The sequence below is a fragment of the Salmonella sp. FC25216 genome, assembly GCF_057751355.1.
The window spans coordinates 116,633-129,718 of the sequence record NZ_JBDGON010000005.1; the positions used below are offsets into that span (position 1 = coordinate 116,633).

Here is a 13,086-nt window from a genome sequence, read left to right on the forward strand (position 1 = left end):
GGTTACACCACATTATTTAACGTTTTGATTTTTATTATTTTATTTTTTGAAATTTCCACTATTACTGGGGGAAGCTGTTCTGTCAGTTCACAATAAGAGAGTGAAAAAGCGCCGAAAAGCGGGTTTTGTGCACGTTTTTTCATCACGCGCTACGCTAGGGTACAAACACCTTTTTCAGGTCAGGCAAGCCGGGTTTTTTTGGCTATGAAATTTCTTTCATTTCTGAATTTGAAGTGGATCACAAAATGGAAAAGAAGCTGAAAATCGCAGAAATTGCCGCACGCACCGGACTGTCTGCCAGTACGGTGTCGCGCGTGTTGTCCGGGAAATCAAATACCAGCGACCACGCGCGTAAAGAGGTTCTGGCCTGCGCCCGCGAGTTGGGGGTAATGGAAGGTATGGCCGCAGGCCGCCTGTTGCTTAACAATTTGCTTGTTTTCGCGCCGCCGCGGGCGTTTGATGAGCGACTGGATATTTTTTACTACCGCGTAATCCAGAGCATCAGTAAAGCGCTCGCGCCGCATGAAGTACGCCTGCGCTACTGTGCGCTGGAAGAGAACGACAGTGACCCGGCGCTGTTTCTGGCCAGAGTGAATGATGCGGAGACTCAGGCGGCGATCCTGATTGGTATTGATGATCCGCATATTCACGATTTGGCGGTGGATCTCGCTAAACCCTGCGTATTGATCAATTGTCGCGATGATCGGATGCGGCTGCCCTTAATTGCGCCAGACCATCGTCTGATTGGCGCTTTTGCCGCCCGCTATCTTTTTGAGATGGGACATCGGGAGGTAATGAACGTCATGTGCCTGCGCCGTTACACGATGGAACAGCGTCTGGCGGGCATTAAAGAGTCATGGCGGCAGCACAACCTGGATTTTCTGGACGAGCGAGATTTACTGAATATCAGCAACTTCAGCGCTAAAGAAACGGAAGACAAGGTTGGAGCCTGGCTGGATGCAGCCGATGGAAGGCGGTTGCCGACCGCCTTGCTGGTCGGCGGTGATTTTATGGCGGCAGGCGCTATTAATGCGTTACGTCTTCGCGGCCTGCGCGTGCCGCAGGATATTTCAATTATGAGTATTGACGCGTTTAATCTGGCGGCGATCGAAGATGTTCCACTTACGGCGGTGCACGTGCCACGCGATGAGCTGGGCGTGGAGGCGGTACAGATGCTGCAACAGCGCCTGATCCGCCCGCATGCGCCCATCGGCTCGTTATTGTTGCATGGGCGTCTGGTGGTACGGGAGTCGGTACGACGGGTGCGCCCAGGCAAAGGACACACCATTGTCACAGGCGAGGGGCTGTACGACAGTCAAACGTCCATACCTAATGCCCGTTTGCCGTGAATATTCAGATCGCGCAGCGTGAAGCGCCCCTCCCAGGTTGTTTCATAGTCCTCGCGCGGGAAATCGCCCGGTGATGCGCCTGTCTCCAGCGCCGCTTTTACCTTACGCGCATAGGCCAGATTCTTCTCACACATTGGTGCGGCAGGAATGTACATCACATTACCCCAGCCCTGCTGATTTTCGACGGGGGCGACGGAGTGGATGATATCGCAATGCCACCACACGGAATCCCCGGCTTCCAGCGGCGGAATGCTGGTTAACGCCGCCATCAGTAAAGGATGCCACCGTTCCGAAACTGGCAGCACCCGGCCTGGCGCGACGCCGCATAATTCATCTTCCGGGACATCATCCAGTAGCGGGCGCAGCAGAATATACGCCATCGCCTCCGGGATAGGGACGACATGAAGCAAGCCCTGACCGGGCAGCATATCGGAGAGCGCGGTCCAGCCCTGGAAGGTGCGAAATACCGAGCATTTTGTGGTGTTATCCACCGTATACTCTTCAACTTCGGTACGGTGCGCCGCATTCCAAGGATCGTACTGCTCGACATTGCCGTTAAACACGCTGGCGAATACCTGCTGATAGGCTGGCAACAACCAGCGTTCCAGCGCGCCGGAGTCGGTATGCGCTCCCAGCCCTTTGGACGTGGTGCCCGGCGGGCGGCGACGGATACGATCCGGGTAAATTATGCTGATATCCGGATTAAACCATCGCTTGCCGTCGCGTTCTACCTGCCACAGGCGGTTGAGGAACGACTGCGCCAGCGCCATCTCTTCACTTTGGCGGGCCTGCATTTGCGCCTGCGACCAGTAGACAGGATAGATTTCAGGCCGGGAGGCGCTCAGCGTACCGAAAAAATTATCCCCCGGTCCTTTATACACCTCGTCAAAATGGTTCTTGTCCAGATAGTCGAGCATCGACTGGTCCCATGCCAGCGCACGTTCGCGTGGAAAATGACCTTTAATTACCGCGCACCCGCGGCGCTTAACCTCGTCGCGGGTGGCATCGCTAATGTTGCCCATCGCCAGTTCGCTAAAAGGGATCATCGGCCATATCGGCTGTCCCTGCGCCTTTAGATCGTTAATTTCCGCCACCCGGGCTGCTATGGTGGCGCTCAGACGGTCGAACACCGCCTGCACGTCGCCGATTTGCGCGCGTAGCGCCTGCTTCATCTGACGAATAGCCGCTTTTGGGTCGGTGGGCAGCGTTTCGTGGGTAAAAGGAATCGTCATATCAACCTCACTAACTTTCGTTCGAAGGTAAAATTCATTACATGTGATACTTTAAGTTAAAATAAAGTTAATGCAAGTTTAAAATATTGCAGGGGATCACAAGGCGGAAAGCGAGATGAAAACGTAGGGGGGTAGGACGCTTTAATGTCTTATGCGGCTATTCCTTTCGTTCAGCCACTTTTCATTCGAAATAAATTTGTGGTTCTGCTCACATTGTTATTAAAATGTTTCTGGTCGCAGTTACAGCCAGGAGCTTAAGTATGACCGTTAACGTTGTCGTTACCGATATGGACGGCACTTTTCTCGACGATGCCAAGCAGTACGATCGTGTACGCTTCATGGCGCAGTATCAGGAACTGAAAAAACGTAATATCGAATTTGTGGTCGCCAGCGGTAACCAGTACTACCAGTTGATCTCCTTCTTCCCCGAACTGAAAGACGAAATTTCCTTCGTCGCAGAAAATGGCGCGCTGGTGTATGAACATGGCAAGCAGTTGTTTCACGGGGAGCTAACCCGGCATGAATCGCGTATTGTGATTGGCGAACTGCTGAAAGATAAGCAGCTTAACTTCGTCGCCTGTGGTCTGAAAAGCGCTTATGTCAGCGAAAATGCTCCCGATACTTTCGTGGCGCTGATGGCCAAACATTATCACCGCCTGCAGCCGGTAAACGATTATCACGACATTGACGATATCCTGTTTAAGTTTTCCCTGAATTTGCCCGATGAACAAATTCCGCTGGTTATCGACAAACTGCACGTATCTCTGGATGGCATCATGAAGCCCGTCACCAGCGGCTTTGGTTTTATCGACCTGATTATCCCGGGACTGCATAAAGCGAATGGCATCAGTCGCCTGTTAAAGCGCTGGAACAGGTCACCACAGAATGTCGTCGCCATTGGCGACAGCGGTAATGATGCGGAAATGTTGAAAATGGCGCATTACTCTTTTGCCATGGGCAATGCCGCAGACAATATCAAAGCGCTTTCACGTTATCACACTGATGATAATAACCATCAAGGCGCGCTCAACGTCATTCAAGCCGTGCTTGACGGCACCGCTCCCTTCTGATTAACAGACCTGCGTAGGCGCTGTTAAGCGCAGCGCCATCAGGCAGTTCGGACATATTGCCGGATGGCGCCAGGGTACATTACAGCATATGTTCGGTACGGGCGATGATATCGTCCTGCGCATCCGGCGACAGCGCGGTGAAGAAAGCGGAGTAACCTGCCACACGCACGACCAGATCGCGGTACTGGTCCGGATGTTTTTTCGCATCCAGCAGTGTTTCGCGCGATACGATATTGTACTGAATATGCCAGCCTTTATGCACCTCAAAGAACGTCCGTAGCAGAACCATCAGTTTCTGTTTGTCGGATTCGTTTTCCAGCGTCGTTGGGTTTAGTTTCTGGTTGAGCAGCACGCCGCCGAGAATTGAACCGGTAGGTAATTTGCCTACGGAACCAATCACCGCCGTCGGGCCGAGATGATCCGTACCTGACGCAGGGCTTGCGCCTTCCGCCAGCGGTGTATGTGCTTTGCGACCATCCGGGGTTGCCATGGTCGCGGCGCCAAACGGCACGTTTGCTGAGATAGATGACGTACCGGCGTAATAGTTGCCGCCGATAGGGCCACGACCATAGCGCGGGTTATGATATTGCTTCAGCTCATCAATATAGGTCTGATAAGCGCGCGCCAGCAGAGTATCGACACTATCATCATCGTTGCCGTACTTCGGTGCGCCGTTAATCAGACGGTGGCGCAACTGTTCATGGGTCAGCCCGTCAAAGTCATCGGCCAGCGCGGCGGCAAGCTGCTGTTGACCGATAACGCCCTGTTCGAAGACCAGTTTTTTCACGGCGGCGAGGCTGTTGCCCAGGTTGGCGATACCGACCTGGAGACCGGATACCCAGTCATATTTAGCGCCGCCTTGCTTGATACTCTTCGCGCGCTCAATACAGTCATCTACCAGCGCCGAGCAGAGAATATCGTGGACGTTCTCTTCCAGCATGGTGTCGACCACATACTCAATTTCGATCGATTTGCGCGTGTAGTAGCGTATTTGGGTATCCCAGGCAGCCATCACTTCATCAAAATTGTTGAAGTTGCCTGCGGAAAGCGCCTTTTCCTGCGGCAGAAATACCTTGCCGCTGGTGGCGTCGCGACCGCCTTCCAGCGCCGCCAGCATGACGCGGGCGAAGTTAATAAAGCTCATGCCAGTGCAGCGATAGCCCCATTTCCCGCCGACGGCGGTTTCGATACAGCCAATCGCCGCGTAATCGTAAGCGTCCTGCGGTTCGATCCCCAGCTTGATAAATTCCGGGATGACGATTTCATCATTGTTAAACGCCGGCATCCCAAAGCCACAGCGGATGACCTGGACGCAGGCGTCGAGGAAATCGTTACTCATTCCGGCGTGATAACGCACACTGAGGTTTGGCTGGGTAGAACGCAGACGACCGCAGGACTCCAGAATGGCGTAAGAGAGCGGATTCACTGCGTCCATTGGCTGTCCGTTGGTGAGATTCTGACCGCCAATGGTGACGTTTTGATATAGCGGGCTGCCCGCGGAAGCTTTTGAGTGCGAACCGGAGCGGATCTTGTTTACTTCCAGCAGTTTCAGCCAGCAGCTATGCAGCAGTTCAATGGCGTGTTCACGATCCAGCGTCTGGTTTAGCTCGACATCGCGACGATAATAGGAGTAGAGATATTGGTCCATACGGCCAAACGACACCGAGTGACCATTAGACTCAATTTGCAGAATCAGTTGGATGAAGTAGCACAACTGCAGCGCTTGCCAGAAGGTCTGCGGCGGTTCGTGAGCAATCGCCTCGCAGTTTTCCGCGATGGTGAGTAGCTCTTTACGACGGCTTTCGCGGGTCTCTTCGCCCGCCATCTGGCGCGCCAGCTCGGCAAAGCGCGTGATGTGCTGGCTTACCGCGTCCAGCACAATATCAATCGCCTTCAGGAACTGTTCGCCATGCAGATCTTCCAGCACGGTCAGGTTGATGCGTGATCGACGTTCGGCGACTTTATCGCGCAGGCCATCAAGTCCTTTTTCCAGCAGCAGCGGGAAGTTCACCGCCAGGTGCGCATCGCCGGAGGTCATATTGCCTTCGGCTTTGATAATGCCAGTCGCCAGCAGCCCCTTTTGTTCATCGGTAAACATACCGTAGCAGCGATCCTGGACGGTTTGGCCGCGCCACCACGGACAGACGTCATGCAGAATACGTTTGTTTTCTTCACTTACGGAAAAACCCGCGCCGGGCCTGTCCGCCAGGGCGTCGATCTCTTTTTCAATCCACGAGACGGTATATTCCGGGAAAATTGGCGCGGCCCGAACTTCGCTTGCCTGGTTGCCGACGATCAGTTCATCATGCTTAATCCAGATAGTGCGTTCCGCCAGGTGATGGGCCAGCGCCAGCGCACGGCGTACCGGAATCGGTTTATCCAGATGCTGCTGATACATTTCGGTATAATGCTGCGCGCGTTCGGTACAGACCGGTGGTTTCACGATATGTACCAGCGCGGTTTTGTGCGCCTTAATGCGGTCGCTGAGCGTGTCCAGTTTCAGTTGGGTCATGATAATTATCCTCGTAGGGTCGCGGTTAAACCTTTTTGGCAGGCGTACTTCTGGGCAAAATCAAGTAACGCCGGCGCATCCAGTGGTTTATCCGGGGCATGATAGGGCTGACTGAGTAAGTGGTATTTATTGATGCCCAGCGTGTGGTAGGGCAGAAAATGAATTTCCCCGACGTGCAGTTCGTCGGCGGCAAAGTCGGTAATGGCTTTAATGGCCTCCTCATCGGCATTAAATCCCTGAATCAGCGGGACGCGAATCACCATTTTTTTACCCGCGGCGGCGAGTTTCCTGAGATTTTCCAGCACCCGCGAGGCGCTGCCATCGGTCCACTGCTTAAACGGCCCGTCGGCGACATGTTTCAAATCAGCCAGAAACAGATCGATATAAGGCAGTGAGGGCGCAATGTATTTCCATGGGACATGCAGACAGGACTCAACCGCAGTATGAATACCGGCGTCATGGCTGGCTTTAAACAGCTCTGCCGCCAGTTCTGGCTGCATAAACGGTTCGCCGCCGGAAAGCGTAAGACCGCCGCCGCTGCGATCGTAAAAAGGTTTATCGCGCAGTACTGTCGCCATGATCTCATCTACGCTTTTTATTTCGCCGCACACGGTTAACGCCTGCGTGGGGCAGCAATGCGCCAGGATAGAAAAATGGGCGTCGGTCAGTTTCTCGCGATGGATGAGCAAGCCGTTTAGCGCGCGCTCAATGACTTCCGGCGCGGCTTGCGCGCACAGGTCGCATCCTTCGAGACACAGGCGCGCATCGTATAACAGATCCTGAGCGCGGGCGCGGCTTTCCGGGTTCTGGCACCAGCGACAGCCCAACGAACAACCTTTGAGAAATACTACGGTACGGATGCCGGGGCCATCGTGGGTAGAATAGCGCTGAATATTGAAGATCATAAACGGCCTCTCTTATTTCATATAAAGATTAAATTACTTTCGAATGAAAGTTGTCTTGATGTACATCAACGAATGGAGTGGTTCTGACAGAGAGGTGTTAAACGAGGTATAACATCACGGATTGAGACTGTGGTATGGCGTTTAGGATTATGCCGCACTGGCGTATCGCGCTGCTTAAGCCGATCGTCAGTGGGAGCTCATGGGCGTAGTGGGTAAGCTGGCTTCGCTTCTGATGACAGGTTGCGCTAATGACAGCCAGCTTAAAACGCTGCTTAATTATCTGTTGATGCAGCACGGCCATAAACCGTGCTTCGGTATGTTTATCCGCAAAGTGACTACTGCCCGCAGACCTCACAGCCGGGGTTGCGCATCAATTTCATTTCGCGAAACTGACAGGTCATCGCATCGTACATGACGATTTTTCCGCTGGCGGGATGACCGTAATGCGCCAGCAGCTTAATGGCCTCCATTGCCTGTAGCGAACCGATCACGCCAATCAGCGGCGCCATCACCCCTGCCTCTACGCAGGTCAGAGCGTTTTCGCCAAACAGACGGCTCAGGCAGCGGTAACAGGGTTCGTTTTCCCGATACGTAAAGACGGTAACTTGTCCTTCCATACGAATTGCCGCGCCGGAGATTAGCGGTACTTTCGCGGTATAGCACCCGGCGTTAAGTTGATTACGTACGCTAACGTTATCGGTACAGTCCAGCACCAGCGAATGCCCGGCAATCAGTCTGGTCATAGCGTCGTCGTCCAGCCGCGCGTTAACTGGCGTAATGGTAATATGCGGGTTGATTCGCGCCAGCGCGTCGCGGGCGGACTCTACCTTCGGCTGCCCGACCGTCGCGTCGCTGTGCAGGGTCTGACGCTGGAGATTGGAAACGGAAACGGTATCAAAATCGAGTAACGTCAGTTGCCCGACGCCAGCGCCGGCCAGATACTGCGTTGCCGCGCAGCCGAGTCCGCCCAGTCCGACCACTAATACCCGCGCATCTTTTAACGCTTCCTGCCCTTCAAAATCGAAGCCGCGCAGAATAATTTGTCGGTTATAGCGCAGCATCTCCTGGTCGCTAAGTTCCGCCATTACAGGCCTCCAAACAGAGCATTAAACGGCTCGACTTCCACCCATTCTCCCGGCTCAACATTGCCGCGTTCACGCTCCAGCACAATAAAGCAGTTGCCCAGACTAAACGAGCTGAAAATATGTGAACCCTGGTGCCCGGTGGTCGTGACCTCCAGTTCGCCGTTGGCGTTACGTTGCAGTATGCCGCGCTGGAAATCGAGACGACCCGGTGTTTTCTTCAGGCGAGATGCTGTGCGTACACGCTGGCGCGGCGGCACAGCGCTTGCCGTGTTGCCGCCAAGCTTCGCCAGTAAGGGCTGAACCAGTTGATAAAAGGTGAGCGCTGCAGAGACTGGATTCCCCGGCAGGCCACAGAACCAGCTATTATTGAGTTTGCCGAAGGCAAACGGTTTGCCTGGCTTGATAGCCAGCTTCCAGAAGGCGATTTCGCCCAGCTCCTCAAGGATGGTTTTGGTATAGTCCGCTTCACCGACCGAGACGCCGCCGGAGCTGATCACTACATCGGCCTGGCTGTCGGCGTCGATAAACGCGGCGCGAAGCTTACAAGGAGCGTCAGGAATAATGCCTAAATTGATAACTTCGCAGCCAAGCTGTTGCAGCATCAAATGTATAGTTAAACGGTTAGTGTCATAAATTTGCCCCGCGCCCAGCGGCTGGCCCGGAAGCTGGAGCTCGTCGCCGGTCGAGAACAGCGCTACGCGCACTTTACGTACTACCTGCGCATCGGCAATTCCCAGCGACGCCAGCACCGGCAGTTCGGCTGTAGTCAGGCGCGTACCGGCCGGAAAGACCACCGCATCCTGACGAATATCCTCGCCGCGGCGACGGATGTTTTGCCCGCAACGAACCCCGGCGGTAAAACGCACGCCGCCATCGGTTTGTTCCGTTTGCTCTTGCATGACGACCGCCTCGCAACCTGCCGGCACCGGGGCACCGGTCATAATGCGAATACAGGTTCCCGCAGGCCACTCTCCCTGGTAAGGCTGACCGGCAAATGCTTTGCCGGCGACGGGTAACGGCTTATCGGCGGACAGATCCGCGACACGTACCGCATAACCATCCATAGCTGAATTATCAAAGCCGGGGACATCGAGGGGAGAAACGATATCGGTCGCCAGGATGCGGCCAAAGCAGTTCACCAGCGGCAACGTTTCTACGGCGGTGAGCGGGGTAATACGTGAAAGCATCTGAGTCAGCGCTGTTTCAAGCGGCATCAATCCGGCGGAAAATTCCATGAACACACTCCTGCGAGGCAAAATCGAATCCGTCTATTATGTCAGAAAACAGCGGCGGGCAGTATGCTACCTCGGTCTTAGTGGCGGCCTTGCGCCTTTACATACCTTACGCATCTTTCTATATTCAAAAATCGAATGAATAACTCACAACAATTCTGATAGTTATAGTAAAAGTTGTGTGCCACCGTGAACAGCGCCTGAATAGGGATACGCCTGGCACAGGAATTTACCGGGAATAAGGAGCCGCAGGTGCCGCACAGCGATGAACTGGATAGCCGCGATGTTCTGTCCGTCAGTGGCCTGAATATCGCGTTTCACCACGAAGAGCAGCAGGTAGACGCCGTGCGTAATTTGTCATTACGCCTGAAGCGTGGAGAGACTCTGGCGATTGTCGGCGAGTCGGGATCGGGAAAATCGGTGACGGCGCTGGCGTTAATGCGGCTGATTGAGCCGTCGGGTGCGAACGTGCGCTGCGGCGAAATGCTGTTGCGTCGGCGTAATCGTCAGGTGATTGAGCTGTCTGAGCAGAGTGACGCGCAGATGCGGCGTGTGCGCGGCGCGGATATCGCCATGATTTTCCAGGAGCCAATGACCTCGCTCAACCCGGTATTTACCGTTGGCGAGCAAATTGCCGAATCTATTCGTTTGCATCAGGGCGCCAGCCACGAAGAGGCGCTGGCGGAAGCGAAACGTATGCTCGATCAGGTACGGATCCCGGAGTCGCAGGCGATTTTATCGCGTTATCCGCATCAGCTTTCCGGTGGGATGCGCCAGCGAGTCATGATCGCGATGGCGCTATCCTGCCGTCCGGCGGTCTTGATTGCCGATGAACCCACTACGGCGCTGGATGTCACTATCCAGGCGCAAATTCTGCAACTTATCAAAGTATTGCAGCAAGAGATGTCGATGGGCGTGATTTTTATCACTCACGACATGGGCGTCGTGGCGGATATCGCCGATCGCGTGCTGGTGATGTATCAGGGCGAGGCCGTGGAAACCGGCAGCGTAGAGCAGATTTTCCATGCGCCAGCGCATCCTTATACCAAAGCGTTGCTGGCCGCCGTCCCTCAGCTTGGCGCGATGCGCGGCCACTCGCTGCCACGCCGTTTCCCGTTGATTTCCGCTGACGAACCGGCCCTTTATGAATCGCAGATTGAGCAAGATACGGTGGTAGAAGGCAAACCTATTCTCCAGGTTCGGGGGCTGGTGACGCGATTCCCGCTGCGTAGCGGTCTCTTTAACCGCATTACGCGTGAAGTTCATGCCGTTGAGAATGTCAGTTTCGATCTCTGGCCCGGCGAAACGCTATCGCTGGTGGGCGAGTCCGGTAGCGGAAAATCGACGACCGGACGCGCGTTACTGCGGTTGGTTGAATCCCTGCAAGGAGAGATTGTCTTTAACGGCCAGCGCATTGATACGCTGTCTGCGGGTAAACTCCAGCCGTTGCGCCGCGATATTCAGTGTATTTTCCAGGACCCTTACGCCTCGCTCGACCCGCGCCAGACCGTGGGGTATTCCATTATGGAACCTTTACGGATTCATGGTCTGGGGCAGGGTGACGCCGCGGCAAAGCGCGTGGCCTGGCTGCTTGAGCGTGTCGGGTTACGTCCTGAACATGCCTGGCGTTATCCGCATGAGTTTTCCGGCGGTCAACGTCAGCGCATCTGCATTGCTCGCGCGCTGGCATTGAATCCTAAAGTGATTATTGCTGATGAGGCGGTCTCCGCGCTGGATGTTTCCGTTCGCGGACAGATCATTAATTTACTGCTCGATTTACAACGGGAAATGGGGATCGCCTACCTGTTTATTTCGCATGATATGGCAGTTGTGGAGCGAATTAGCCATCGCGTGGCGGTGATGTATCTTGGTCAAATTGTTGAGATGGGGACGCGGCGCGCCGTTTTTGAAAATCCGCAGCATCCTTATACGCGTAAATTGATGGCGGCGGTGCCGGTTGCCGATCCCTCCAGACACCGGCCTCGGCGCGTTTTGCTATCAGATGATATACCCAGCAATATTCATAAACGTGGCGAAGAGACGCCCGCCGTTTCATTACAGTTGGTCGGGCCGGGACATTATGTTGCGCGGCCCCTGCAGGATAATGCGCTCTCGCGCTTATAACATTCAGACTGGCAGGGTTTCAGGAGAACAACATGACGCAATTTATTACGCATAAATGGCTGGCGGCGCTGGGACTGGCCTCATCCATCGCGGCTTTTCCGGCCCTGGCGGCCAAAGATGTGGTGGTGGCGGTAGGGTCTAATTTCACCACGCTCGATCCGTATGACGCTAACGATACGCTCTCGCAGGCGGTAGCGAAGTCATTTTATCAAGGGTTGTTTGGCCTGGATAAAGACATGAAGGTAAAAAACGTGCTGGCGGAGGGCTATACCGTTTCTGATGACGGCCTGACCTACACCATTACGCTACGACAGGGGGTGAAATTTCAGGACGGCGCTGATTTTGATGCGGCGGCGGTGAAAGCGAATCTTGATCGCGCCAGCAATCCGCATAACCATCTCAAGCGTTATAACCTGTATAAAAATATCGCGAAAACGGAGGTCGTCGATCCGGTAACGGTAAAAATTACCCTGAAACAGCCATTCTCCGCCTTCATTAATATTCTGGCGCACCCGGCGACGGCGATGATCTCGCCGCAAGCGCTGGAAAAATATGGCAAGGATATTGGTTTTCATCCGGTGGGTACCGGCCCATACCAGCTTGAAACATGGAATCAGACCGATTTTGTCAAAGTGAAAAAGTTCGCTGGTTACTGGCAGCAGGGATTACCCAAGCTGGATTCTATTACCTGGCGTCCGGTCACTGACAACAATACCCGCGCGGCGATGCTGCAAACCGGTGAAGCGCAATTTGCTTTTCCTATCCCTTATGAGCAGGCCGCATTACTGGCGAAAAATAAAAACCTCGAACTGGTCGCCAGCCCGTCCATTATGCAGCGCTATATCAGTATGAATGTGACGCAGAAGCCGTTTGATAATCCTAAGGTGCGTGAGGCGTTGAATTACGCCATCAACCGTCAGGCGCTGGTTAAAGTGGCGTTTGCCGGATACGCCACGCCGGCGACGGGTGTGGTGCCGCCGTCGATAGCCTATGCGCAAAGCTATCAGCCGTGGCCCTATGATCCGGCTAAAGCGCGCGAACTGTTGAAAGAGGCGGGATATCCAGACGGTTTCAGTACCACGCTGTGGTCATCGCATAACCATAGCACCGCGCAAAAAGTGTTGCAGTTTACCCAGCAGCAACTGGCGCAGATTGGCATTAAAGCCCGGATAACATCGATGGATGCTGGCCAGCGCGCTGCGGAAGTTGAGGGCAAAGGGCAAAAAGAGAGTGGCGTGCGAATGTTCTATACCGGCTGGTCGGCGTCGACGGGCGAAGCTGACTGGGCGTTATCGCCGCTCTTCGCATCACAAAATTGGCCGCCGACGCAGTTTAATACCGCCTTTTACAGCAACAAGCAGGTCGACAGCGATTTGGCGGCGGCATTAAAGACCAACGATCCGCAGAAGAAAACACGATTGTACAAAGAGGCGCAGGATATTATCTGGAAAGAGTCGCCATGGATACCGTTGGTGGTGGAGAAATTGGTTTCTGCGCACAGTAAAAATTTGACCGGTTTCTGGATTATGCCGGATACCGGTTTCAGCTTTGACGATGCGGATTTGAAGTAAGTAATG

Annotated in this window: 9 protein-coding genes; 4 read left to right on the forward strand and 5 right to left on the reverse strand. The window is 54.3% G+C overall.

The genetic code is table 11. From position 1 onward, the window contains the following. The first annotated feature begins 245 nt into the window (after window positions 1–245). Window positions 246–1,349 carry a LacI family DNA-binding transcriptional regulator gene (locus tag AC3G3F_RS11895; RefSeq protein WP_053510061.1) on the forward strand — a complete coding sequence of 368 codons (1,104 nt, stop codon included), beginning with the start codon at window positions 246–248 and terminating at the stop codon, window positions 1,347–1,349. Here AC3G3F_RS11895 and AC3G3F_RS11900 read toward each other — a convergent pair. Further along, the gene (locus AC3G3F_RS11900) at window positions 1,316–2,581 is read right to left on the reverse strand and encodes a DUF1479 domain-containing protein (RefSeq protein ID WP_023246515.1); all 1,266 of its coding nucleotides are present in this window, start codon (window positions 2,579–2,581) and stop codon (window positions 1,316–1,318) included. The two genes, AC3G3F_RS11895 and AC3G3F_RS11900, sit on opposite strands and share 34 nt — an antisense overlap. Window positions 2,582–2,841: 260 nt before the next feature. On the opposite strand from AC3G3F_RS11900, the gene AC3G3F_RS11905 reads away from it, so the two are divergent. Next, on the forward strand, window positions 2,842–3,651 hold the full coding sequence (locus tag AC3G3F_RS11905) for a Cof-type HAD-IIB family hydrolase (RefSeq protein ID WP_023246516.1): 810 nt from the start codon (window positions 2,842–2,844) through the stop codon (window positions 3,649–3,651). Between the two features lie 79 nt (window positions 3,652–3,730). Here AC3G3F_RS11905 and AC3G3F_RS11910 read toward each other — a convergent pair whose 3' ends face one another. From AC3G3F_RS11910 to moeA, 4 genes are all read right to left on the reverse strand, one after another. Further along, window positions 3,731–6,163: a glycyl radical protein gene (locus tag AC3G3F_RS11910; protein ID WP_023246517.1), complete on the reverse strand. Its 2,433-nt coding sequence runs from the start codon at window positions 6,161–6,163 to the stop codon at window positions 3,731–3,733. Window positions 6,164–6,168: 5 nt separating this feature from the next. Further along, window positions 6,169–7,068, reverse strand: a complete 900-nt coding sequence (locus AC3G3F_RS11915; protein WP_023246518.1) for a glycyl-radical enzyme activating protein — start codon at window positions 7,066–7,068, stop codon at window positions 6,169–6,171. 335 nt (window positions 7,069–7,403) lie between these two features. Continuing rightward, window positions 7,404–8,153: a molybdopterin-synthase adenylyltransferase MoeB gene (moeB, locus tag AC3G3F_RS11920; protein WP_023246520.1), complete on the reverse strand. Its 750-nt coding sequence runs from the start codon at window positions 8,151–8,153 to the stop codon at window positions 7,404–7,406. Continuing rightward, window positions 8,153–9,388 (reverse strand): molybdopterin molybdotransferase MoeA, encoded by a 1,236-nt coding sequence (gene moeA, locus AC3G3F_RS11925; RefSeq protein ID WP_023246521.1) that lies wholly within the window; start codon window positions 9,386–9,388, stop codon window positions 8,153–8,155. Before moeA ends, moeB begins: the two co-directional genes overlap by 1 nt. A gap of 249 nt (window positions 9,389–9,637) precedes the next feature. On the opposite strand from moeA, the gene gsiA reads away from it, so the two are divergent. Both gsiA and gsiB read left to right on the forward strand, forming a co-directional pair. Then, a complete protein-coding gene (gene gsiA, locus AC3G3F_RS11930; protein ID WP_053510055.1) occupies window positions 9,638–11,509 on the forward strand; it encodes a glutathione ABC transporter ATP-binding protein GsiA in 1,872 nt (623 codons plus the stop codon). Window positions 11,510–11,541: 32 nt separating this feature from the next. Then, window positions 11,542–13,080, forward strand: a complete 1,539-nt coding sequence (gene gsiB / locus AC3G3F_RS11935; protein ID WP_023246523.1) for a glutathione ABC transporter substrate-binding protein GsiB — start codon at window positions 11,542–11,544, stop codon at window positions 13,078–13,080. Window positions 13,081–13,086 lie beyond the last annotated feature (6 nt).